The sequence below is a fragment of the Streptomyces sp. NPDC091280 genome, from assembly GCF_044768565.1.
Taxonomy (GTDB): Bacteria; Actinomycetota; Actinomycetes; order Streptomycetales; family Streptomycetaceae; genus Streptomyces.
Window position 1 is genome coordinate 522,854 of sequence record NZ_JBIVUZ010000004.1, and the last position, 24,946, is coordinate 547,799.

Genomic DNA, 24,946 nt, shown 5'->3' on the forward strand with positions numbered 1-24,946 from the left:
CCGGCGCCGCTCAGGCGACCGCGCAGGCCTGATCACCCACCGTGAACGCGCCGGGTCCCGTATTCACCCCCGACCAGCTCCCCGTGAACCCGAACCCCACCGAGGAACCCGCGGCGACCGTCCCGTTCCAGCTCACGTTCCTCGCCGTCACGGCCGCGCCCGACTGGGTCCAGTCGGCGTTCCACAGCTGACCGATCCGCTGCCCGTCCGCGAAGGACCACCCGAGTGCCCAGCCGTTCCAGGCCGTCGAGCCGGTGTTGGTCACCTGGACGTCGGCCTGGAAGCCGCCCGCCCACTGGTTGGTGATCCGGTACGTGACCGAGCAGGCGCCGGTGGGAGGGGTCGGATCGGTGCCCCCGCCGCCGTCCCCGCCCCCACCACCGGCGTCGGACGAGTCGCCGTAGACGATCCCGCGCCCGTTCGTCGACACGTACACCCGGCCGTACACCCGCGGGTCGCCGGTGATCGCCGCACCCGTCCAACCCCACTGGTGCGCGTCGTCGTTGATCCGCGTCCAGCTCACGCCCCGGTCGGTCGAACGGAAGATCCCGCGCACACCGCCGATCTTCGCGCTCGTGTAGAGCGTCTGGTACGAGGCTCCCGTCGCCGCCTTCCCGAAGCCGATGGTGTCGGCCTGAGCGACGTTCGCGAGCTTGGTGAAGGAGGCGCCGCCGTCCGTGGAGTGCCACAGTCCGTACGCCCCGTCGCTCGCCCCGCCCGCCAGCCAGACGTCCCCCTTCGTACCGGGCAGTGCTTTGAACCGCACGCTGTCACCACCGGGCAGCCCGGTCGCCGCCGAGGCGGTGAAAGTCGCCCCGCCGTCCGAACTGACGTAGAACTTGCCGGACTTGAAGCCGTAGAAGGTTTTGGCGTCGACCCGGTCCGCTTCCACGACGGCGCCCGCCGGGATGCCGCCGGACGCCGACCAGGACGAACCGAACCCGGTCGTGTACTGCACCCCGGCACCCGCCGGACTCCACACGAACCGGCTCCCGTCCGCCGCCGCGGCCACCGTCCCGCCACCGTTCACGCCCGAAGGATCCGTCCCCGCGAACCAGTTGGCCCCGTTGTCCGTCGAGAACGCGATGTGCGGCCCCGAGTCCGCATTCCCCACCCGCACCACCGTGTCGGGGTTGCTCTCCGCGAAGTCGAGGCTCGTGGTCGTCGTGAAGGTCGGCGAAGTGAACATCATCGAGGGGACCTTCGTGAGATCCGTGTGCCGGAACCCGCCGATGTCGCCCAGCGCGCTGAGGAGTTGGGCCCCGCCGGACGGGGGAGCGGCGAGGTCGTCGACGGCCGTCTCCTCCAGCCCCCGCACCATGGGCCGCACGGTGAACCGGCCCCCGCTGTCCCAGTTCGTCAGGTCCTCCGTGCCGTAGAGCGTCGCACCCGTCCCGTACATCATCCGGTTCGAGTCGAACGGGTCGATCTCCAGCGACTCGGTCATCCAGCCCAGTTTCGGGGCCTGTTCGGGCGGTGACGGATTCGCCCCGAAGGTCAGCCACGGCACGGAGGACACGTCGATCGTGTAGCGGTTCGAGCGGTTGGGATAGGAGGTGTAGTCCCAGGCCTTCGTCCAGCTGCCGCCGCTGTCCGTCGAGCGGAAGATCTGCGTGTCCGGCCACCAGGAGCTGTACGCCGTCGCCATCACGGTCCCGGGATGCTGCCGGTCCACGGTCAGTCCGCCGAAGCCGTAGTAGGTGTCGGCCTCCGCGACCGGGCTGATGTTCGTCCAGGTGCCGGTCGCGGTGGCGTAGCGCCACAACTGGCCCTTGCCGCCGTCGTACGGACCGCCCTTGTCGCTGTATGCGATGTACAGACAGCCGTTGACCGCATCCAGTACACCCTTGTGCGCCAGATACCCGGTCGGCTGCCCGGCCACCCGGCTCCACGTCGCGCCCGCGTCCGTCGACCGGTACACGGCGCCCGCCAGGTCCGCGACCCCGACGTAGATCGTCCTCGTCGCGCTGCCGGACGTGCCCGTCGACTCGTCGAAGGTGACCCACACGATGCCCTGGTTGTCGCCGGCGTAGCCGCTCGTGTCGCTCGGATCCTGCACATAGGTGCCGGCGTCGGGGAAGTTCGTCACCTGCGACCAGGTCACCCCGGAGTCCGTCGACCGCCACAGCCCCTTCCCGCTGGGCGCGCCCAGATACAGCACGCTGTCCTTGTTCGGATCGACGGCCAGCCGCTCACCCATGCCGCGCCCCGGCATGTTCCCGCCGAGCTTGAACGGCAGATCGGTCTTCTGCCAGCTCGCGCCCCGGTCCGCCGACCTGAGCACCGCGCCGTTCGTGGGGTCCCAGCTGTTCGTGTACGTCCCGACGGCCGCGTACACCTTGTCCGGATCGACGGAGTCGGACGCGAGGCTCACCACACCGGTGTGCCCCCACTCGTCCCACCCGACCGAGTCCAGCAACGGCGTCCAGGTCTTGGTCGCCTCCTGCCACCGGTAGGCGCCGCCGATGTCGGTACGGGCGTAGGCGAGGTTCTTCTCGCTCCGGTTGAACACGATGCCGGGCACGAACCCGCCACCGTCGACCCGGGCGTTGTGCCAGGTGTAGGTGTCGGCGGCGAGCGCGGTCTTCGGCGCGCTCGCGGCCAGGGCGGATGGGTTGCCCGCCAACAGGCCTGCGGCGAGGGCGAGTACGGCCGTGAGGATACGGGTTCTTCGCACGATGGAGTCCTCTCCGTGCGGATGGGAAAGGCGAGGGGACCGGGCGGCCCCCAGTGCAGGTGGGGGCCGCCCGGCGGTTCCGTGACGGTGCCGTGAGGCGGGGCGCTCTGGAGGGAACCGCCCGACGGGGTGCGGCTATTCGAGCAGTTCCGCGTACGACCCCATGGCGAGCGCGACATCCGCCTGCGCCCAGAACCGGTGGTACGTGAAGACGGGCGCGGCCCCGCCCGCCAGATAGCTCTGGATCTTCGACCACGCCGGGTCGTTCTGGTAGAAGGACCTCAACGAGGCGAACGTGGAAGCGGAGTTGACCGCGTCCCCGTTCGGCATCGTGCCGCTCCAGCCGCTCGGCACGTACACGCTGTCGTCGAACCGGTTGTAGTCGGCGCGGGTCTCCGGGACGGCGATGCCCAGGCTGTCCTGGTAGTTGTTCCACATGCCGTCGAGGAGGGCCTTCGCGGTGGTCTTCGCGCTCGCGCTGCCGGACCTCGCCGCGTAGTACGTCAGGGTCTTGGCGTACGCGGCGGCCACGCCCACGTCGTTGGTGTAGTCGGCGACGGTGACATGAAGTCCCGTGTTGGCACCGGGACTTGACGCGTTCCAGGTGTCGGGCTGCCCCGACCACTGGAGGGTGGAGGGGATCAGATAGGTGCCGTCCGGGTTGACCGTGGTCTTGGACAGCGCCCACGCCACCCACTTGTCGAGGACCGCCTTCGCGCTCGCGTTCCCCGTCTGCTGGTAGTACTCGGCGACCCGCTCCATCGACCACGCCTGGAAGCCGAACCACTGGTTGGACGGCGGGTCGTGGTAGACGGGCTGCTGGTCGTAGTACATGCCGTAGAACGTCGACGTCCCGGCCGGCGGACTCGCGTACCGGCCCTGCCAACTGTTCGTCGCCCCACCGGCGATGGCGCCCTCGCTCGACTGCAACCAGCGGTAGAACTCCAGCTGCCGGGTCAGCGAGGTCCCCCAATCCGCCGCGCCCGTCGCGGACTTGGGCTTCAGGTCCGGATACGAACTCAACGCGTAGGCGGCCAGGGGGTTCTGGTAGCCGCCGTGCACATGGCTGGAGCCGATCCGCCATGCCCAGCCCGCACTGGTGTCGCTCGCGCCGCCCCACGCGTAGTACCAGGACAGCAGGTAGTCCGAGGCGTCCTTGCCGGTGCCGGCCGGGCAGGTGGACGGCCCGACGCAGTTGCCGATCTTCTTGAAGTACTTGTCGTACATCGCGTACCGCAGATAGTCGCCCATCTTGGCCGCCTTGCCGACCGTCGCGGAGACGTCGGCCCCCTTGCCCTGCTCCTTGGCCCAGGTGTCGGCCCAGTACGCGGCCTGCACGGCCCGCGCGTCGGCGTCCGGGGCGTCGGTGTACTTCCACTGCTTCGCGTACGAGGAGTCACCGGTGAAGAGGTCCAGGTACCCGTTCTTGCCGCCGTACTTGAAGGCGTCGCAGGTCGGCTGCGGCACCGTCTCCCACACGGACTCCTGCGGTCCGCGCTGGAAGGTGTTGATGTACGACGGCCCGCTCGCGGTCGGCCCCGCCTCGCACCCGCCGCCCGGCGTGTCGCCGTAGCCGTAGGTGTTGTCGACATCCTCCAGCCAGTGCATACCGTAGACATCGTCCGTACCGTATGCGGTCTTCAGTTCACCGGCGATCGGATCCGATCCCACCGGCACCGAGGTGTCGAGCTTCGCCGGGTACTCGTTCGGAGTGTCCAGCTCGGGCGCGTACGTCGCCGGCTTCGAGGCGTTGTAGAACGAGTTGGTCGGCTGGTCGGCGTGGGTGGGGATCATGTACTTCTCCATGAGCGCCCAGGCGCCGTTGAACTTCGACCAGTCGCCCGTCACCTTCCCGTACATCGCCTGGAGCCACAGCAGATAGCTGTACGCCTCCGACGTGGTCTCGTGCCCCTGGTCCGGCGCCTCCACGATCAGGGTCTCCACCGAGTGGTAGGGGATGCCCTGGGGCGAGAAGTAGCCGTTCGCCGGGTCGGTGATCCTGCCGTAGAGGTCGAGGAAACGGGCGTCGTACGCGTTCGCCGCCGCCAGCTCCGTCGCCGTGACCGTCGCCTTGGTGAAACCCGTCGCCGTCGAGTCGAAGGACGCCGAACCGGTGCCGGACGCGTCGGCCGTGAGGGTCACCGGCTGCGCGGTGCTCCAGTTCGACGGTGTGAAGGTGAGCGAGCCGCCGCCCGTGACCGACAGACCGGTGTTGCCGCTCGCGCGGGCCGTCGTGACGGTCACGTTCGACGCCGGCTGCGAGGACAGCGACACCGCGTAGGTGCCCGACTTCCCCTGCTGGACGCCGAGTTGGGTCGGCGAGGCGACGATCGCGGGTCCCGCGGCGACCGTGATGCCGACCGGCGCGGAGGTGCCCGTCGCCCCCAGGCTGTCGTACGCCTTCGCCACCAGGGAATGACTGCCCACGGTCAATCCGGTGGCCGAGAACGCGTACGGCGCGGTCGTGTCCGTGCCGAGCAGCGTCGTGTCGTCGTAGAACTCCACCTTGGCGATCGTCGCGTTGTCGGCCGCCGCCGCGGTCGCCGCGAGCGGCACCGCCGTCCCCTGCGTGTAGACGGCGCCCGCGCTCGGGCTGGTCAGCACCGTGATCGGCGGCTGATGCGCCCCGACGCAGACGGTGCCGTTGATCGCGAACGAGGTGGGCGCGGTGTTGGTGCCGCTGTAGGCGAACTGCGCGCCGGTCGAGACGGCCGCGCCCGCGGCGATCGTCCCGTTGTACGACGCGTTCGTCACGGTGACCGCGGAGCCGGACTGGGACCAGGTGCCGTTCCAGCCGTTGCCGAGCTTCTGGTTGCCCGTGTACGCGTAGGTCAGGGTCCAGCCGTCGATCGCGTCCGTACCCCGGTTGGTGAGGGTCAGATCCGCGGTGAAGCCGGAGCCCCAGTCGTTGGTCTTGTAGTCCACGCTGCACTGAACCGTGGCCGCCCGGGCGGGAGTCGTGCCGGTCGCGAGCATCGACACGGGAAGTGCGAGGGCCGCCACGACGGCGGTCCACAGTCGCCGCGTCACGCGGCGTCTCCTTCTGGGGTGCATGTGCTGGTTCCTCCTTGCGGCTCGGAGGGGTGGGGGCGGAGCAGCAACAAGCCTTGAACCAGTGGGAGCGCTCCCATCGTGGAGACGGGGGTGAGAGCCGTCAAGGTGCTTACGGAGTCGAAAAGATTCGACGGACGCGCGCGGCGGGAAAGTCCGCGAAAGTCTGTGACTCCCCTGTCCTTTACCGTCACTTGGCGCTACCTTCCTGGACACCAGTGGGAGCGATTCCGTCAGTCGACGCGTCCGTACGACGCGCCCGAGCTGCAAGGAGTCGCTCATGCGACACCCCCCGCGTTCAATCCTTTTAGCCGTGGCCGGCGCGACCACCCTTGTCGGGGCCATGGTCGTCCCGGTGGTCACGGCGTCCGGTGCCACCCCCGCGTGCACGGTGGAGTACTCGGTCACCAGCCAGTGGGACACCGGATTCCAGGGCGCAGTGCAGATCACCAACAACATGGCACCGGTGAGCAGTTGGAGCCTGAGCTTCGACTTCGCCGGCGGCCAGAAGGTCACCCAGGGCTGGAACGCCAAGTGGTCCCAGTCCGGCACGACGGTCACCGCCACCAATGAGAGCTGGAACGGCTCGCTCGGCACCGGCGCGAGCGTGAGCGCCGGCTTCCTCGCCACCTGGTCGGGCAGCAACGCCGTACCGTCCGCGTTCAAGCTCAACGGCACGACCTGCAACGTCGACGCCGAACCGACACCGCCCACCTCGCCGCCCCCGACCTCACCGCCGACGGGCGGCACCGCCCCCGCACTGCACGTCTCGGGGAACAAGCTCGTGGACGCGAGCGGAGCCGACCACCGCCTGCTGGGCGTCAACCGGTCCGGCGGCGAGTTCATGTGCGTGCAGGGCTACGGCATCTGGGACGGCCCGGTGGACGACGCGGCCGTCGCCGCCATCGCCGACTGGAAGGCCGATGTCGTCCGCATCCCGCTCAACGAGGAGTGCTGGCTGGGCCTTTCCAACATCAAGCCCGAGTACGCGGGCGCCAACTACATCGCCGCCGTCAAGGACCTGGTGGCGAAGGTCGAGGCGCACGGCATGACCCCGATCGTCGAACTGCACTGGACCTACGGCCAGTACACCGGCAACTCGGCGGGCTGCTCCGACGTGCATGCCACCTGCCAGAAGCCGATGCCCGACGCGCAGTACACCCCGTCGTTCTGGTCCTCGGTCGCCAGCACCTTCAAGGCCGACCAGGCCGTCGTGTTCGACCTGTTCAACGAGCCGTACCCGGACCGCGCCACCTCCACGACCACCCAGGCGTGGCAGTGCTGGCGGGACGGCGGCGCCTGCCCCGGCATCGGGTACGAGGTCGCCGGTATGCAGGATCTCGTCGACGCCGTACGGTCGACCGGAGCCAAGAACGTGATCATGGCCGGCGGGATCGCCTACTCCAACGACCTCAGCCAGTGGCTGGCCTACAAGCCCACCGACCCGACCGGCAATCTCGTCGCCGCGTACCACGTGTACAACTTCAACACCTGCGCCGGCGAGAGCTGCTGGAACTCCACCCTCGCCCCCGTCGCGGCCCAAGTGCCCCTGGTAGCGGGGGAGATGGGTGAGAACACCTGCTCGCACGCGTTCGTCGACCAGGTCATGAAGTGGTTCGACGACCGCGGACTCTCCTACCTCGGCTGGACCTGGAACACCTGGGACTGTTCCTCCGGTCCGTCCCTGATCTCCGACTACACCGGCACACCGACGGCGTTCGGCATCGGGCTGCGCGACCATCTGCGCGCCCTCGACGGATAGGCGCCCCGCACACCGCACAGCGCAGCACCCGCAAGCACTTCATCGGCAGAGAAGGAAACCCGCACTCATGAGCCGTACCAGAACAGCGTTGCTCGCTGCCTTGGTGCTCGTCGCCGGGGCCTCGGGGACGGCGGTCGCCGCCACCCCCGCCGCGGACGTCGGCATCGCGGCGATCCCGTGCACCGTCGACTACAAGGTGCAGAACCAGTGGAACACCGGCTTCACCGCCGCCGTCACGATCACCAACAACTCGGCCGCCAAGTCGAGTTGGGCCGTGAAGTGGGCGTACGCCGGCAACCAGCAGGTCACCAGCGGCTGGAACGCGAAGATCAGCCAGAGCGGAACCGCCGTCACGGCCGCCAACGAGACCTACAACGGCAGCCTGGCGACCGGCGGTTCGGTCAGCTTCGGCTTCAACGCCTCCTACAGCGGCACCAACGCGCTCCCGACCACGTTCACCCTCGACGGCGTGACCTGCAACGTCGACGACGGCAGCGGCGGGGGAGGCGGCGGTGGCGGCACCGATCCCAGTGGCCGGGTCGACAACCCCTACGCGGGCGCCAAGGTGTACGTGAACCCCGAGTGGTCGGCGAAGGCCGCCGCCGAGACCGGCGGCAGCCGGATCTCCAACCAGCCCACCGGTGTCTGGCTCGACCGCATCGCCGCGATCAACGGAGTGGGCGGCGGCATGGGCCTGCGCGCCCATCTCGACGCGGCGCTCGCCCAGAAGGGCAGCGGCGAAGAGGTAGTCCAGCTCGTCGTCTACGACCTGCCCGGACGCGACTGCGCGGCCCTCGCCTCCAACGGCGAACTCGGCCCGACCGAACTCGGCCGCTACGAGAGCGAGTTCATCGACCCGATCGCCGCGATCCTCGCCGACAGCAAGTACGCCTCGCTGCGGATCGTCACCACCATCGAGATCGACTCGCTGCCCAACCTGGTGACCAACACCGGCAGCAGGGCCACCGCCACCCCGCAGTGCGACACCATGCTCGCCAACGGCAACTACGTGAAGGGCGTCGGCTACGCGCTGAACAAGCTCGGCGCGATCCCCAACGTCTACAACTACATCGACGCCGGACACCACGGCTGGCTCGGCTGGGACGACAACTTCGCGCCCGCCGCGACCCTCATGTACCAGGCCGCCAACGCCGAGGGCGCGACCGTGAACGACGTGGCCGGCTTCATCACCAACACCGCCAACTACAGTGCCCTGAAGGAGAACAACTTCACCGTCAACGACAGCGTGAACGGTGTCTCGGTGCGCCAGTCCAAGTGGGTCGACTGGAACCGCTACGTGGACGAGCTGTCGTACGCCCAGGCCTTCCGCAACCAGTTGGTGTCGGTCGGCTTCAACTCCGGTATCGGCATGCTGATCGACACCTCCAGGAACGGCTGGGGCGGCTCGGCCCGGCCGACCGGTCCGGGCGCGACCACCAGCGTGGACACGTACGTCGACGGCGGACGCTACGACCGCCGCATCCAGGTCGGGAACTGGTGCAACCAGTCCGGCGCCGGGCTCGGCGAACGCCCGCAGGCCGCCCCCGCGACCGGGATCGACGCCTATGTGTGGATGAAGCCGCCGGGTGAGTCGGACGGCTCCAGCACCGCCATCGCCAACGACGAGGGCAAGGGCTTCGACCGGATGTGCGACCCGACGTACACGGGCAACGCCCGCAACGGCAACAACATGTCGGGCGCGCTGGCGAACGCCCCGCTGTCCGGGCACTGGTTCTCGGCGCAGTTCCAGCAGCTGATGGCCAACGCCTACCCGCCGCTGTAGGCCCTGCCCGCGGCAGTACATCGGCACGGCCCCGCGCCCTTCCGGGGCGCGGGGCTCAGCCCTCGCCGGACAGGCCCCTGCGGATCGCGAACTCCACCGCCGAATAGTCGCCGTCGGAACGGTCCAACTCGTACGGCACGGCCGGAAGCAGCGGCGGCTGCCCCAGGAAACGGGGCCGGTCGCCGTGGTGGGGCTGGGCCGCGTGGACCAGGAAGGGGTGGCAGAGATAGACGTCACCGGGCCGGCCGGTGGCGTACGCGAGGGGCCGCCCGGCGGACGCCTCGGCCACCTCCGGACCGAGCGCCAGCGAGGAGGCGCCCCTCTCGCCGTACGGTTCGAGGACGCGGGGCACATCGAGATGGGAGCCGACCCGGATGCGGGTCGGCGCGTTCTCCTCGGTGACCTCGGAGTACAGCATCAGCATCAGCAGCGCCCGCCCGCGCGAGCGCAGATTCGCGTACGGCCACTCGTGCTCCGCGCCCTCGGCCGTATAGCTGCCCTCGATGTGCCAGCCGGCGTCGTCCGGCTCCGTCGGGTGCGGGAAGCGCAGCGGAAAGCTGCCCACCGAGTACCGGGCCTGCCAGCGCCCGGCACCCACCAGCAGGTCGAACGCCCCATGCAGGACAGGGGAGTTGACCGAGGCGGCGAACGGTCCGTGGGCCATGTCGCCCACCCACACCACGGGGTCCTTCCAGGTGCCGGGGTCGTCGGCGTCGTAGCCCGTCTCCCGCCACAGCAGCCGCGCGCAGTCGGCGGCGACGCGCGGCGGGAAGGCGCCCTCGATCTTCACGAACCCGTCTTCGAGGAAGCGTTCCAGCAGTACGTCGTCCATACGGGGCATGCTCGACGACCGGCGGCCCCGCCGCACCCCATTTTCCGTCGCCTTCCGCCGCCCTCTTTTTGCCGCTTCGGCAAGGGAAGTGGCCGCCCGGCGGTGCGTCGGCGCAGGCTGGCGGCATCCGGACGAGAGGCTGACCACCATGGCGCACGAGCACGACGAGAAGCACGCACACCACCACGAACACGACCACGACCGCGACCGCGACCACGACCACGGACACACCGACATCGACTGGGCCGTCATGGGCCCTCTGCTGGAGACCCAGGCGGGGCTGTTCGCACCGCTGTACGAGCGGGCCATGGCATGGCTGGCGAAGGAGCGGACCGACCCGGGGCTGATCGTCGACGTGGGCAGCGGGCCCGGTGTGGTCGCCTGTCTGTTCGCGGAGACGTTCCCGGCGGCCCGGGTCGTCGCGGTGGACTTCTCCGCACCGCTCCTGGAGCGGGCCCGCACCCGCGCCGAGCGGCTGGGCCTCGCCGACCGCTTCGGCACCCTGACCGGTGAACTGCCCGATGTCCTGGGCGAGTTGGAGTACCCGGCCGACCTGCTGTGGGCCGGCCGCAGCCTGCACCACCTCGGCGACCAGCGCGCCGGTCTCGCCGCGTTCGCGCGGCGGCTCGCCCCCGGCGGCACCCTCGCCGTCATGGAGGGCGGCCTGCCCTCCCGCTTCCTGCCGCGCGACTTCGGCATCGGCCGCCCGGGACTGGAGGCGCGGATCGACGCGATCGAGGCCGACTGGTTCGCGCGGATGCGCGCCGACCTGCCCGGTGCCGTCGCCGAGACCGAGGACTGGTCCGCCCTCCTGACCTCGGCGGGCCTGAAGTACACCGGCAGCCGCAGCTTCCTCCTCGACCTGCCCGCGCCCGCCCCGGACCGGGCCCGCGCCTACGCCGCGTCCTGGCTGACCCGGGTCCGTGACGTCTACGGCGACGCCCTGGACGCCGAGGACCGCGCCACCCTCGACCGCCTGGTCGATCCGCTGGACCCGGCGGGTGTGCACCGGCGCGCCGATGTGTTCGTGCTCGCCGCGCACACCGTGCACACGGCGGTGCGGCCGGTGTGAACGGCCGTTGATCTCGGCGGCTTGACTTCGAGAGTGCTCAAGATGATGAACTGCCCCTCCGGAAACGCGGAGTTCACCGAACCACGGGGGGACCTCACCACCATGAACGACAACTCTCACGTCGCGCTCATAACCGGCGGCGGCAGCGGGATCGGCGCGGCCGTCGCGAGACAACTCCTCAGCGCCGGCGGCCGGGTGGCCGTCACCGGCCGCAGCGAGCAGCGGCTGCACACCTTCGCCGGTCAACTGGGCCACCCCGCAGGCCTGTTGACGATCCCCGGCAGCGCCTCCGAGTACGACCAGGTGCAGGCCGCCGTGGAGGCGACGCTCAAGCAGTTCGGGCGGCTCGACGCGGTCGTCGCCAACGCCGGGGTCGCCACGCACGACTCGGTCGCCGAGGGCGACCCGGCCGGATGGACCGAGATGGTGCTGACCAACGTCCTCGGCCCCGCCCTCCTGATCCGCGCCTCCGTCGAGGCGCTGAAACAGACGCACGGCCGGATCGTGCTGATCGGCAGCGTCGCCGGGTTCGTGCACACACCCGGCAACATCTACGGCGCCACCAAGTGGGCGATGACCGGTCTCGCCGAGAACACCCGGCGCGAGGTCACGGAGTTCGGCATCGGCGTGACGCTGGTCGCGCCGGGCCGGGTGGAGACCCCGTTCTGGGACGGCAACGGCAGCCCGCCGCCCGGCCGGCTGCTCACCGCCGACCACATCGCCGACACGATCCTGTGGGCGATCCGCCAGCCCGCCGGCGTCGACATCAACACCGTCGTCGTACGGCCGGTCGGCCAGCCCAACTGACGCGGCGGGCGCGACCCGCCCCCGCGCGAGGCCCGTTGCCGCGACCCGGCCGGTCGCGACGACGGGCCTGGTGGCAACGGGCCTCACCCGCACGCTAGTTGTTCGCCAGGAACTGCTTGGCGAGCTGGTCGCCGAGGGAGACCGCCGCGCTGTGGCTCTCGATGGGGGAGACCGTCGAGTTCTTGAACAGGATGTACGTCACGCCGGAGTCGGCGCCGCCGGTCGCCGGGTCGGGGTCGATGCCGAGGGCCTTGGCGGTGGCGTAGGAGGCCTCGCCGATGATGTTGGTGGGGCCGGTGTCGCCGACGACGGCGTACTCGACCTTGTTGTTGTAGATCACGGCGACCACGCCGCCGCCCTTGATGCCGTAGCTGGAGTACTTCCAGATGCTGCTGGAGCTGGGCACCACGATGTAGGGCAGTGAATCCGCCTTCAGGGGCTTGCCGTTGGACTGGTGGAACGCCGTGTCGTCCTGGTACCAGGGGTCGGCGTTCTCGTTGCAGTTCGAGGTGCGCTGGCCGTCGCAGTCGATGTCCATGTCGGCCTTCCAGAACACGGCGCCGTTCTTGCCGCAGACCGGGACGGTGGCCGAAGTCTCGTCGTCGGTACGGTACTTGCCGTTCGATATCTGCGAGCAGGACGTCACCTTGGCGAGCAGGGAGGCCGCGCTGACCGAGCCCTCCTGCGCGGACTTCGGGGTGGCGCCGGAGGCGCTCGCGGGGAGCACTCCGGCGGCGAGGAGTGCGGCACCTGAGGCCGCGGCGAGGGTCAGTGTTCGGATGCGCACTGTGGGGGACCCTTCTGTTAGGAAAGTTTCCTTACCGGGTGCGCAACAAGGTGGCCCCGCAGGCATGCTCGCGTCAAGACCCTGGTCCGAACCAAGTGCGCGAAAGCGCCCCGGAGTTGACCTCCGGGGCGCTTCCTGGCGCTCGGTACCGCTTGCCTCGGGCGGTTCGCCCGGTCAGCCCGCGTTGAACGTCGACGGGTCCGGACCCAGCCGCCGGTCCTCGTTGAGCGCGCTGATCGCCGCGAGGTCCTCGGTGTCCAGGCTGAAGTCGAAGACCTCGATGTTCTCCCTGATCCGCGACGGCGTCACGGACTTGGGGATTACCACATTGCCCAGCTGGATGTGCCAGCGCAGCACGATCTGGGCCGGAGTGCGGCCGTGCTTCTGGGCGACGGCGACGATCGCCGGTACCTCCAGCAGGCCCCGGCCCGAGCCGAGCGGCGACCAGGCCTCGGTCGCGATGCCCTGCTCGGCCTGGTACTCACGCCCAGCGCGCTGCTGGAGCTGCGGGTGCAGCTCGATCTGGTCGACCGCCGGGATGACCGAGGTCTGCGCGATCAGCCGCTCCAGGTGGTCGGGCTCGAAGTTGGAGACGCCGATGGCGCGCACCCGGCCGTCCGCGTGCAGCTTCTCGAACGCCTTGTAGCTGTCGACGTACTTGTCCCGGGCCGGGGTCGGCCAGTGGATCAGATACAGGTCCAGGTACTCCAGGCCGAGCTTGCGCAGCGACTCGTCGAAGGCGCGCAGCGTGGCGTCGTACCCGTGGTCGGAGTTCCAGAGCTTGGTGGTGACGAAGAGTTCCTCGCGCGGGACGCCGGAGGCGGCGATGGCCTTGCCGGTGCCCTCTTCGTTGCCGTAGATCGCAGCCGTGTCGATGCTGCGGTACCCGGCCTCCAGTGCCGTCGCCACCGCGCGCTCCGCCTCGTCGTCCGGCACCTGCCAGACGCCGAAGCCCAGCTGGGGCATCTCGACACCGTTGTTGAGGATGATCGGGGGGACCTTGCTGCTCACGAGCTCTCGATCCTTCAGTCGTCGGGTGGGTACTCTCCATCGTCAACGATCACGTGCCGTGGTGCATTCCTGACCGCGAAATCCGTCCGGATCCACCGGTGAGGCGGCGCGGTCGGCCGAAAGAATGGCGAGAAACGCATCCGACCTTTTTCGGTCCGGACCATTGACCGCGGACCGTCGTGCCGCAACCCTGAGACACGCTGCCGGACGCGTCCGTGAACGCGATACGTCCATGTGAACGCTGGCGCCTGTCGGTACGCCGAAACCCCCCACTCCGCAGGAGAGCAGGTATGCGCACACCAGCGGACCGCTGCCCGGATTTCCGCAGACAGTCCATCGTATGCAGGAAACATCGGATGAAAAGGTGTGGTGAAGGCCTCGTCGGGTGCCTCTTCGCCCGTACCGACTGATCGGTCGGTCAGTAGACCGCGCACCGGCCGGTCGGCCGACAGTCCACGAAAGGGAGGAACATGAGACGCCGACGACTGCGAGCTGCCCTGACCGCGGCGGCCCTCGCCACCGTCACCCTGACCGGAGCGGCCCCACCGCTCGAAACGGCGGTGGCGGCGAGCCGCCCGGCCGCCGCGCCCGACTGGTCCGTGGCCGTGGTCGACTCCACGACGGCCCGCTACACACCGAGCACCATCGGCGGCTGGTCCTACCCGGTCGGCCTCTACCTCTACGGCCAGTACCTCACCTACAAGCGCACCCACGACGCCCGCTACCTGGCCTACATCAAGAGCTACGTCGACCGTTTCGTGAAGAGCGACGGCTCGATCGACCAGTCCTTCAACAGCCTCGACAGCATGCAGGCCGGCCGCCTCCTGGTGATCCTGCACCACGAGACCGGACAGGACCGCTACCGCAAGGCCGCCAAGAAGATCCGCGACCGCCTCGACACCTACCCGCGCACGGCCGACGGCGGCTTCTGGCACGCCGACAACAGCAGCCGCGCCCATCAACTCTGGGCGGACGGCGTCTACATGGTGAACCCGTTCCTCGTCGAGTACGGCAAGGAGTTCGGCGACAGCGCCTACACCGACGACGAGGCGTCCAAGCAGCTCTACGTCTACGGCAGCCATCTCCAGGTGGCAGGCGGCCTGTTGAAGCACGCCTACGACGAATCGCGCACCGCGAGCTGGGCCGACCCCGCCACCGGACTCGCGCCGGAGCACTGGTGCCGCGCGGTCGGCTGGTACGCGATGGCCGTCACCGAGGTCCTCGACGCACTCCCCGCCGACCACCCGCGAAGGCCCCAACTCCTGGCCATCTTCCGCAGGTTGGCGGCCGGACTGGAGAAGTACCAGGACCCGGCGACCGGCCGCTGGTTCCAGGTCGTCGACAAGGGTGCCCGCAGCGACAACTGGACCGAGACGTCCTGCTCCAGCATGTTCACCTACGCCCTCTCGCGCGGTGCCCAACAGGGCTATCTGGACCGGCACTTCGCGGCGGTCGCCCGGCGCGGCTACGAGGGCGTCCTCGCCCGCCTGACGGTCGGCACCGACGGCCGCACCGACCTCAGCGACATCTCCATCGGCACGAACGTCGGCGACTACGCCTACTACGTCGGCCGCACCCGGGCCGTGAACGACTTCCACGGCCTGGGCGCCTTCCTGATCATGAACGAACAACTGCGAGGTGAGTAGTGTCATGAGCACGTCCAGAAGGGCGGTTCTGGGAGCCGCCCTCGGCGGCGCGGCCGGCGCGGCGGTCGGCCCGCCCGCCGCCACCCCCGCGCACGCCGCCCCCGCCCTCGCGCCGGCCGCCTCCTGGCAGCAGAAGTGGGCGCCCACCGCGAGCGGCGACGGCCTCGGCGCCTTCGAGACCGTCGAGGACGACCGCGCCGACTCGCACCCGGCCGGGCACCCGCACATCTACCCCACCGCGAACAACTGGCGCTTCACCATGCACACCGTCGACCGTGACACGTCGACCGACCGACAGCGCCAGGAGGTCACCGGGCTGCGCACCGGGAGCAGCGGCTACCTCAAGTGGACCGAGGGGCAGACCTGGCGGATCACGTACTCGATGTACATCCCCAGCTCCCTGAAGGCGACCACGACCTTCACGCACATCATGCAGATGAAGCAGCCCGGCAACGGCACCTCGCCGATCGTCGTGCAGTCCCTGCGCCGGGTGAACGGCGCGCAGACCATCGAGCTGAACCTGCCGATCGCCGGTGTCCTGGTCGGCCGTACCGGCCTCGACGCGCTGCACGACCGCTGGACCGACGTCGACTTCCAGATCAAGGTCGGCAACGGCACGGCCGGTTCGGTCCGCTGGATCCTCAAGTCCGGTTCCACGACGGTGATCGACAGGACGAAGACCGGCGTCGACACCTTCCTCGCCGACCGGGTCCGCCCCAAGTGGGGCATCTACCGCTCCCTCGGCGACACCTCCGGATCCCTCCAGGACACCTACCTCCTGCTCACCGATCTCCGCGGCTACCAACTCGTCTGAGGAGCCCGTCCAGTGAAACCCCCCACGAAGTCCCGCATACGGCCCCGTATGCGGTCCCGCATGAAACCACCGATGTACAAACGGAGTTGGACGGCGAGCGTGTTCTTCGCGTTCGCCGTCGTCCTCGGTCTCGCCCACCCCTCGGCCCTCGCCGCCGCACCCGAGGCGACGCCGGGCCGTAGCGCCGCCGTCTACGACGTACGCGACTACGGCGCCAAGGGCGACGGCTCGGCCAATGACACCCCGGCCGTCAACAAGGCCATCACGGCGGCCAATTCGGCCGGCGGCGGCACGGTCCGCTTCCCCGCCGGCACCTACAAGTCCAAGAACACCATCCACATGAAGAGCAACGTGACGCTCCAGGTCGACACCGGCGCCACGATCCAGGGCTCGTCCGCGGACACCTACGACGCCGCCGAGGCCAACCCGAACGACCAGTACCAGGACTACGGGCACAGCCACTTCCACGACGCGATGATCTACGGCGACCGGCTCACGAACATCGGCTTCGTCGGCGGCGGGGTCATCGACGGGCTCGGCAACCTGATCACCGGCAACCCCAAGTCGGGCCAGGCCGACAAGATCCTGTCGCTGACCCGTTGCGACGGACTCCGGATCGGTGACGGCCTCACCCTGCGCCGGGGCGGCCACTTCGCCGCGCTCATCAACGGCTGCACGAACGTCACCTCCGACCACCTGACCATCGACACCGCGAGCGACCGCGACGGCTGGAACATCATCTCCACGACGAACGTCACCGTCACCAACGCCAGCATCAAGGCCAACGACGACGCGCTCGTCTTCAAGAGCGACTACGCGCTCGGCGCCAAACTCCCCAACGGCCATGTGCGGGTGAGCGATTCGTATCTGTCGGCCAAGTGCTGCAACGCGCTCATGTTCGGCTCCGAGACCTGCGGCGACTTCTCCGACTACCAGTTCGCGAAGATCCGCATCGAGGGTGCCGACAAGTCCGGCCTCGGCATGGTCTCCATGGACGGCGCGAAGATCTCCGACGTCCACTACCGCGACATCACCATGACCGGCGTCCACTCGCCGATCATGGAGAAGATCGGCACCCGCAAGCGCTGCGGCAACAGTCCGGGCGTCGGTTCGATCAGCGACGTGACGTACGACAACATCACGGCCACCGGCACCAGCCCCTCCTTCAGCCCGACCCTGTGGGGCGAGAGCGGCCACCGGATCAGCGGGATCACCTTCACGAACGTCGACATCACCGTCCCCGGCGGCAACGGCACCATGGCCACCGGCGTACCGGACAACGACCCCAAGGACTACAACCCGAAGGCCATCGGCACCCGGCCGGCCTACGGCTGGTACCTGCACAACGCCGACGACGTCCGCTTCACCGACAGCTCGGTGAAGTTCGCGGCGAACGACGGCCGGCCTGCGGTGATCGCGAACGCGGCGAGCGGCATCCGCTTCACCGGCTTCACCGCCCAGCGGGGCAGCAACTCGCCCTACGACCTGGGCTTCCAGGACGTGAACGGCTACTGCGTCACCGGCGCCGGCGCGCCCCGCGTCTCCAGTACCGGGTCCACCGAGAACTGCGCGACCGGCGCGACGGGAGCCGTCGGCACGACCGCGAGCACCCGCGCGACCGGTGCCGCCGCCCGCCCGCTCGACCTGGAGAACCCCCGCCAGGACTTCCTCCGGAGCTCCGTCGGCGGCCTCTTCCTGCACTGGGGCCTGCGCACCGCACCGGCCCACACCAGCTGCACCGCCTGGGAGAGCGACGTCACGAACGGCGGCTGGACCCCCGACTACTGGATCAACGAGGCCCGGAAACTGCATACGCAATACCTCGTACTGGCGACCTTCCACAGCCGCCTCGGCTACGCCCGCCCCTGGCCGTCGAAGATCCCCGGATCCTGCTCCACCAAGCGGGACTTCCTCGGCGAGCTGATCACCGCGGCGAAGGCCAAGGGCATGAAGGTCATCCTCTACATGACCGACGACCCCCAGTGGCACGCGGACGGCGGCCACGAATGGCTCGACTCGGCCGCCTACTCCGCCTACAAGGGCAAGAACGTCGACCTGACCACCCGCGACGGCTTCGGGCAGTTCAGCTACGACAACTTCTTCGAGGTCATGGACCGCTATCCCGACCTCGGCGGCTTCTGGATCGACAACGACAACGCGTACTGGGAGAGCCACGACCTCTACCAGCAGATCTACCAGAAGCGTCCCAACTACACGCTCAGCAACAACAACGAAGACACGCCGATCATGGACATGATCAGCAATGAGCAGAAGACGGGAATGTCGCCCGCATACGACTACCCGCAGGCCGTGTACACCGCTCAACCCCGCCTGACGGAAGCCGACTTCAAGCTGCCCTCGACCGGTGCCTGGTGGTACGACGGCTCCGACCCGGCCGTCGACCGGATGCTCACCCTCGGCCGTCTCGTCACCAACGCGGGCTCCTCGGTGAAGGCGCTGATGGCGGAGACCGCCCAGGTCAACGGCAAGTTCCCGGCCAACCAGGCCGCCTTCAACAACTTCGCGAACTCCTACCTCGACCCCATCTGGGAATCCCTGCACGGCACCGAGGGCGGCGGCTATCTGTACGGCGGCCTCAAACCCGGCTTCTGGAACGACGGCGCGCACGGCGTCACCACCGTCAGCCGCAGCGACCCCGACCTCCAGTACATCCACGTCCTGACCCCGCCCAGCACCAGCATCCTGCGCGTCCGCGACAACGGCTACCGCATCGCCTCCGTCACCAACCTCCGTACCGGGGCGCCGATTTCTTGGTCCCAGTCCGGCGGAGTGCTCACCCTCAGCGGGCTCGGCGGCTGGGACCCCTACGACACCGTCTTCAAGGTCACCACCGCCGGCCGCCAGGGCATCCTGTCCGGCGTCACCGTGAGCGCGAGCGCCTCGGCGAGCGGACACACGGGTTCGGCCGCCGGGGACGGGAGTTACCTCACCTACTGGGACAACGACAAGACCCTGCCCGTCAACCTCACCTTCGACCTGGGCAGTTCGAAGAAGGTGCAGTACATCGGCCTCAACCAGCGCGAGGACTCCGTGGCCTACGCGCGCTCCGACACCGAGCAGTCCGCGCGGATCAAGGCGTACAAGGTGTTCCTCAGCAACGACGGCACCACCTGGGGGAGCGCGGTCAAGACCGGCGAGGTGCCAAGTCGCCGCGGAATCCAGGGCATTGACCTCACGGCGGCCAACGCCCGCTACGTCCGTCTCGAAGTCGACTCCACCTGGGCCGCGTCCACCGACACCACCCGCTACAAGCGGCTGCGGATCGACGAGGCCTGGATCGGCACCTCCTACGCGACCCCCGCGACCTCGCTCTTCACCCCGAAGTCGGACAACGGCCAGTCCTCGCGCCCCGCGATGGGCTGGTCCAGCTGGAGCTACGTCCGCCGCACGCCGACCGAGGCGAAGATCAAGGCCCAGGCCGACGCCCTGGTGGCGAGCGGCCTCAAGGACCACGGCTTCGTGTACGTCAACCTCGACGACTTCTGGCAGAAGTGCGACAGCAACGGCTTCACCGTCGACTCCTACGGCCGCTGGGCCGTCGACCCGGCCAAGTTCCCCTCCGGGATCAAGGCGCTGGCCGACTACATCCACTCCAAGGGACTGAAGTTCGGCTTCTACGTCACCCCGGGCATCGCCAAGAACGCGGTCACCGCGAACACCCCGATCGAGGGCACCCCGTACCACGCGAAGGACATCGCGGACACGTCGAAGACGGAGAAGAACTACAACTGCAAGAACATGTACTACATCGACTACGGGAAGCCCGGCGCGCAGGAGTTCGTCGACTCGTGGGCGAAGCAGTTCGCCTCGTGGGGCGTCGACTACCTGAAGATCGACGGCGTGGGCAGCGCGGACATCCCCGACGTCCAGGCCTGGGACAAGGCCCTTCGGGCGAGTGGCCGTCCCATCAACTTCGCGCTCTCCAACAACCTTCCGATCGCCGACGCCACCACCTGGCGCCAGTACGCGAACAGTTGGCGCACCCAGGGCGACGTCGAGTGCTACTGCGGACCCGGCGCCAACGGCAGCGGCTACCCGCTCACCGACTGGTCGCACGTCTCCGCGCGCTTCAACACCGCGGCGTCCTGGCAGCCGTACGCCGGTCCCGGCGGCTGGAACGACCTGGACTCCCTGGAGGTCGGCAACGGCGACCAGGTGGGTCTGACGGCGGACCAGCGGCGCTCGCACTTCACCCTGTGGGCGATGGCGGGCTCGCCCCTGCTGCTCGGCACCGACCTCACCCACCTCGACACCGTCGACAAGGCGATGCTCACCAACGACCGCCTCATCGGCGTCGACCAGGACGGCGTCGCCGCGAAACGCGTGGTCAACAGCGGTGTGAAACAGGCCTGGAGCAAACGCGAGAGCAACGGCGCCTACGTGGTCGCCCTGTTCAACACCGGCACGTCCGGCAGCGCCACGGTCTCCGTGAACTGGTCGCAGGTCGGCTTCACCGGCTCCGGCGATGTCACCGACCTGTGGTCCGGCTCCCACAAGGGCACGGTCGCGGACTCGTACAGCGCGACCCTGCGGCCCGGCGAGACCCGCCTGATCCGGGTGAACCCGGTCGACGAAGCACTGAGGGGACAGTCATGAACCGCGAAAGAATCCTGGCCCGGGGCCTCTCCCTGGCCCTCGCCGTGCCGCTGGCCGCGCTCACCGGGCCCGTCGCGCACGCGGCGAGCACCGACTACCAGGCCGAGGACGCCACCGTCGTCCAGGGCACCGTGGCCACCAACCACACCGGCTACACGGGCACCGGCTTCGTCGACTACACCAACGTGACCGGTTCCTATGTGGAGTTCACGGTGAGCGCCACCACCACCGGTACCGCGTCACTGGCCCTGCGCTACGCCAACGGCACCACCGTGGACCGCCCGATGGACATCTCCGTCAACGGCACGGTCGTCGCGTCCGCCGTCTCCTTCCCGGCCACCGCCGACTGGAACACGTGGGCCACGAAGACCGTGAACGTGCCGTTGACGTCCGGCACCGACAAGATCAGGGCGACCGCGACCACCGCGAACGGCGGCCCCAACCTCGACCGCGTCACCGTCGGCACCGCCGCCGACGCACAGGCCCCCACCCGCCCCGGCCAGCCCAGCTGCTCCGACATCGGCGAGGACGGCCTCACCCTGGCCTGGGGCGCCTCGACCGACAACGTGGGCGTCACGGCGTACGACCTCTACGAGCACGGCAACAAGATCGGTGAGGCGCCCGGGAGTTCGACGAGCAAGGCGCTCACCGGGCTCGCCCCGAACACCACCTACGACCTCACCGTCATCGCCCGGGACGCGGCCGGCAACACCTCGCCCGCCAGCCCGGTCGTCGACTGCACGACGAAACCCAGCACCGACACCACCCCGCCCACCCAGCCCGGTACATTGTCGACCGCCGACATCACATCGAATACGGTCGACCTCGCCTGGGGCGCCTCCACCGACGACCGCGCGGTGGTCGCCTACGACATCCGCAGCGCGGACACCGTCTACAAGACGGTCACCTCCGGCACCTCCACCACCCTCACCGGTCTCGCCTGCGCCAGCCCGTACACCCTGAACGTCGTGGCCCGGGACGCGGCCGGCAATCTCTCCGCGCCGAGCAACACCGTCACCTTCACCACGAAGGCCTGCGCGGGCGACGGCGGTGTCCCCTCGTCTATCGCGACGCTCTCCACCGGCTGGACCATCCCGTGGGGCACCTACTGGATGCCGGACGGACAGAGCGCCCTTGTCACCGAGCGCGACGACTTCCGGGTCTGGAAGACGACCAAGGACGGCACCCGCACCCAGGTCGGCACCGTGCCCAACGCGGTCACCACCAACGGCGAGGGCGGCCTCCTCGGCGTCGCCGTCGACCCGAAGTGGTCCACCAACCACTACGTCTACTTCATGCACACCGCCGCCGAGGGCAACCGCGTCGTCCGCATGACGTACAACGGCACCACCCTCACCGACTACACCGTCCTCCTCCAGGGCATCAAGAAGAACCGCTACCACAACGGCGGTCGCCTCGCCTTCGGCCCCGACGGCTACCTCTACGTCTCCACCGGCGAGGCCCAGACCCCCGACCTCGCCCAGGACAAGACCTCCCTCAACGGCAAGATCCTGCGCATGACGACGGACGGGAAACCGGCCCCCGGCAACCCGTTCGGCAACTACGTCTACTCGTACGGGCACCGCAACCCGCAGGGCCTCGCCTTCGACCGCAACGGCCGCCTGTGGGAAGCGGAGTTCGGCAACAGCTCCAAGGACGAACTCAACCTCATCAAGCCGGGCGCCAACTACGGCTGGCCCACCTGCGAAGGGACGTGCAGCGTCGCCGGCATGACCAACCCGAAGGCCACCTGGAACGTCAACGAGGCCTCGCCCAGCGGGATCGCGATCGTCCGCAACGTCGTCTACATGGCGTCCCTGCGCGGCGAACGCCTGTGGCGCATCCCGATCAACGGCGACGCCGAGAGCGTCGGCACCCCGACCGCGTACTACGTCGGCACCTACGGCCGGCTGCGCACGGTCACCAAGGTCCCCGGCGCCGACCAGCTGTGGCTGTCCACCACCAACTGCGACAACAACGGCAACCAGCCCGCCGGTTCGGACAAGCTCCTGCGCGTCAACATCGGCTAGGGGAAAGGGAGTTCAGGCCCGGTAGAGCGCCTCGACCTCGTTCGCGTAGGTGTTCTCGATGGCCTTGCGCTTCAGCTTCAGGGACGGGGTCAGCAGACCGTGCTCCTCGGTGAAGGGCTGGGCCAGGATACGGAAGGTACGGATCGACTCGGCCTGCGAGACCAGGGTGTTGGCGGCCACCACCGCGCGCCGCACCTCGGTCTCCAGGTCGGCGTCCCGCACCAACTCGGCAGGAGTCATACGGTGCTTGCCCCGCATCGTCAGCCAGTGCTCGACGGCCTCGTGGTCGAGGGTGACCAGCGCGGCGATGTAGGGGCGGTCGTTGCCGACGACGATGCACTGCGAGACCAGCGGATGGTCGCGCACCCGCTCCTCCAGGAGCCCCGGCGCGACACTCTTGCCGCCCGAGGTCACCAGGATCTCCTTCTTGCGCCCGGTGATGGTGAGATAGCCGTCCTCGTCGAGGGAGCCCAGGTCACCGGTGGCGAGCCAGCCGTCGTGCAGGGTCTCGTCGGTGGCCTTCTGGTTGTTGAGATACCCCTGGAACACGTTGTCGCCGTTCAGCCAGATCTCGCCGTCGTCCGCGATGTGCACGGTGACACCCGGGATCGCCTGGCCGACCGTGCCGTAGCGGGTGCGTTCGGGCGGATTGGCGGTGGCCGCGGCCGTCGACTCGGTGAGGCCGTAGCCCTCGTAGATCTGCACCCCCGCGCCCGCGAAGAACAGTCCGAGGCGGCGGTCCATGGCCGACCCGCCGGACATGGCGTTGCGGATCCGGCCGCCCATGGCGGCCCGCACCTTGGAGTAGACGAGCTTGTCGAACAGCTGGTGCTGCATGCGCAGTCCGGCGGACGGGCCCGGCCCGATGCCCCAGGCCTTCTCCTCGATCGCCTCCGCGTAGCGCACCGCGATGTCGACGGCCTTCTCGAACGGCCCCGACTTGCCGTCCTTCTCCGCCTTGCGGCGGGCCGCGTTGAAGACCTTCTCGAAGATGTACGGCACGGCGAGGATGAACGTCGGCCGGAAGGCGACCAGGTCCGGCAGCAGAGCGGCGGCGTTCAGCTGCGGCTGGTGGCCGAAGCGGACCCCGCCGCGGATCGCCGCGACCTGCACCATCCGCCCGAAGACGTGCGCCAGCGGCAGGAACAGCAGGGTCGCCGCCTCGTCGCCCTTCTTCGAGTGGAAGACGGACTCCCAGCGGTCGATGACGGTGTCCGCCTCGTACATGAAGTTGCCGTGCGAGATGACACAGCCCTTGGGCCTGCCCGTGGTGCCCGAGGTGTAGATGATCGTCGCGGTCGACTCGGGGGTGACGGCCTGGCGGTGGCGGTGCACCACCTCGTCCTCGATGTGCGCGCCGGCGTCGTACAGCTCCTGCACGGCGCCCGTGTCGAGCTGCCACAGCTGGTGCAGCGCGGGGAGGCGGTCGATGACGGTGGCGATGGTCATCGCGTGGTCCTCGTGCTCGACCATGGCCGCCGAGACCTGCGCGTCGTGCAGCATCCAGAAGCACTGCTCGGCCGAGGAGGTCGGGTACACGGGCACCACCTGGGCGCCGATCGTCCACAGCGCGAAGTCGAACAGCGTCCACTCGTAGCGGGTGCGGGACATGATCGCGACCCGGTCGCCGAAGCGGACACCCCGCGCGAGCAGGCCCTTGGCGAGGGCGAGGACCTCGTCGCGGAACTCGGCGGCGGTCACGTCCCGCCACTCCTCCTGCTCGTCCTTGCGGCCCAGCGACACATGCAGGGGGTCGTCCTGGGCACGCTCGAACACGACGTCGGCCAGACCGCCCACCGGCGGCGCCAACGCCGACGGAGGGTTGGTGAACTCGCGCAAACCCGCTCCCCGCTCTCGTCGACGCCCCCTCGGCGCGGTGAAAGCTACCCCACCGGGCGGACGGGCGGGAGGGGGCCGGAAGGCGAGCGCTGCTCACGTTCGTACTGGTCAGCGCAGGAAAATACCCTCACAAGGGGAAGGGTCGGACAGAAATCCTTACGGTTCCGTAGGTTTCGGCCCCGTAATCTCCACTGAATCTGTACGACCCTGCCACCCCC

14 protein-coding genes are annotated in these 24,946 nt (G+C 69.1%); 8 read left to right on the forward strand and 6 right to left on the reverse strand.

Annotation, left to right across the window (positions count from 1 at the left end; all coding sequences use genetic code 11):
- Positions 1-10: 10 nt before the first annotated feature.
- Together ACIQPR_RS15640 and ACIQPR_RS15645 are read right to left on the reverse strand one after the other, a co-directional pair.
- Positions 11-2,677, reverse strand: a complete 2,667-nt coding sequence (locus ACIQPR_RS15640; protein ID WP_403647662.1) for a cellulose binding domain-containing protein — start codon at positions 2,675-2,677, stop codon at positions 11-13.
- Positions 2,678-2,812: 135 nt separating this feature from the next.
- Positions 2,813-5,731 carry a glycoside hydrolase family 48 protein gene (locus ACIQPR_RS15645; RefSeq protein WP_403647665.1) on the reverse strand — a complete coding sequence of 973 codons (2,919 nt, stop codon included), beginning with the start codon at positions 5,729-5,731 and terminating at the stop codon, positions 2,813-2,815.
- 277 nt (positions 5,732-6,008) lie between these two features.
- On the opposite strand from ACIQPR_RS15645, the gene ACIQPR_RS15650 reads away from it, so the two are divergent.
- Together ACIQPR_RS15650 and ACIQPR_RS15655 are read left to right on the forward strand one after the other, a co-directional pair.
- Positions 6,009-7,490 carry a cellulase family glycosylhydrolase gene (locus ACIQPR_RS15650; RefSeq protein ID WP_403647668.1) on the forward strand — a complete coding sequence of 494 codons (1,482 nt, stop codon included), beginning with the start codon at positions 6,009-6,011 and terminating at the stop codon, positions 7,488-7,490.
- 67 nt (positions 7,491-7,557) lie between these two features.
- A complete protein-coding gene (locus ACIQPR_RS15655) occupies positions 7,558-9,273 on the forward strand; it encodes a glycoside hydrolase family 6 protein (protein WP_403647670.1) in 1,716 nt (571 codons plus the stop codon).
- A gap of 55 nt (positions 9,274-9,328) precedes the next feature.
- Here the strand turns inward: ACIQPR_RS15655 and ACIQPR_RS15660 are convergent, their stop codons facing one another.
- Positions 9,329-10,114, reverse strand: coding sequence for a phytanoyl-CoA dioxygenase family protein (locus ACIQPR_RS15660; protein ID WP_403647673.1), 786 nt, complete (start codon positions 10,112-10,114; stop codon positions 9,329-9,331).
- Positions 10,115-10,253: 139 nt separating this feature from the next.
- Between ACIQPR_RS15660 and ACIQPR_RS15665 the strand changes: the two genes are divergently transcribed.
- Complete coding sequence (locus tag ACIQPR_RS15665; RefSeq protein ID WP_403647676.1) at positions 10,254-11,177, forward strand: class I SAM-dependent methyltransferase; 924 nt, start codon at positions 10,254-10,256, stop codon at positions 11,175-11,177.
- A gap of 102 nt (positions 11,178-11,279) precedes the next feature.
- Positions 11,280-11,984, forward strand: coding sequence for an SDR family oxidoreductase (locus ACIQPR_RS15670; RefSeq protein ID WP_403647678.1), 705 nt, complete (start codon positions 11,280-11,282; stop codon positions 11,982-11,984).
- 94 nt (positions 11,985-12,078) lie between these two features.
- Here ACIQPR_RS15670 and ACIQPR_RS15675 read toward each other — a convergent pair whose 3' ends face one another.
- Together ACIQPR_RS15675 and ACIQPR_RS15680 are read right to left on the reverse strand one after the other, a co-directional pair.
- Entirely contained in the window at positions 12,079-12,771 is a 693-nt protein-coding gene (locus ACIQPR_RS15675; protein ID WP_403647681.1) for a glycoside hydrolase family 75 protein, read from the reverse strand.
- Between the two features lie 174 nt (positions 12,772-12,945).
- The gene (locus ACIQPR_RS15680) at positions 12,946-13,782 is read right to left on the reverse strand and encodes an aldo/keto reductase (protein ID WP_403647684.1); all 837 of its coding nucleotides are present in this window, start codon (positions 13,780-13,782) and stop codon (positions 12,946-12,948) included.
- A gap of 470 nt (positions 13,783-14,252) precedes the next feature.
- Here ACIQPR_RS15680 and ACIQPR_RS15685 point away from each other — a divergent pair, with 470 nt between their 5' ends.
- From ACIQPR_RS15685 to ACIQPR_RS15700, 4 genes are read left to right on the forward strand one after another with little or no spacing between them, the layout of a single operon-like run.
- A complete protein-coding gene (locus ACIQPR_RS15685; RefSeq protein ID WP_403647687.1) occupies positions 14,253-15,428 on the forward strand; it encodes a glycoside hydrolase family 105 protein in 1,176 nt (391 codons plus the stop codon).
- 4 nt (positions 15,429-15,432) lie between these two features.
- On the forward strand, positions 15,433-16,242 hold the full coding sequence (locus ACIQPR_RS15690) for a Tat pathway signal sequence domain protein (RefSeq protein WP_403647690.1): 810 nt from the start codon (positions 15,433-15,435) through the stop codon (positions 16,240-16,242).
- 60 nt (positions 16,243-16,302) lie between these two features.
- Positions 16,303-20,859, forward strand: a complete 4,557-nt coding sequence (locus tag ACIQPR_RS15695; RefSeq protein WP_403647692.1) for a glycosyl hydrolase family 28 protein — start codon at positions 16,303-16,305, stop codon at positions 20,857-20,859.
- Positions 20,856-22,889 carry a PQQ-dependent sugar dehydrogenase gene (locus ACIQPR_RS15700; protein WP_403647695.1) on the forward strand — a complete coding sequence of 678 codons (2,034 nt, stop codon included), beginning with the start codon at positions 20,856-20,858 and terminating at the stop codon, positions 22,887-22,889. Before ACIQPR_RS15695 ends, ACIQPR_RS15700 begins: the two co-directional genes overlap by 4 nt.
- Before the next feature lie 12 nt (positions 22,890-22,901).
- On the opposite strand, the gene ACIQPR_RS15705 is transcribed toward ACIQPR_RS15700, so the two are convergent.
- The gene (locus ACIQPR_RS15705) at positions 22,902-24,728 is read right to left on the reverse strand and encodes an AMP-dependent synthetase/ligase (RefSeq protein WP_403647698.1); all 1,827 of its coding nucleotides are present in this window, start codon (positions 24,726-24,728) and stop codon (positions 22,902-22,904) included.
- Positions 24,729-24,946: the final 218 nt, after the last annotated feature.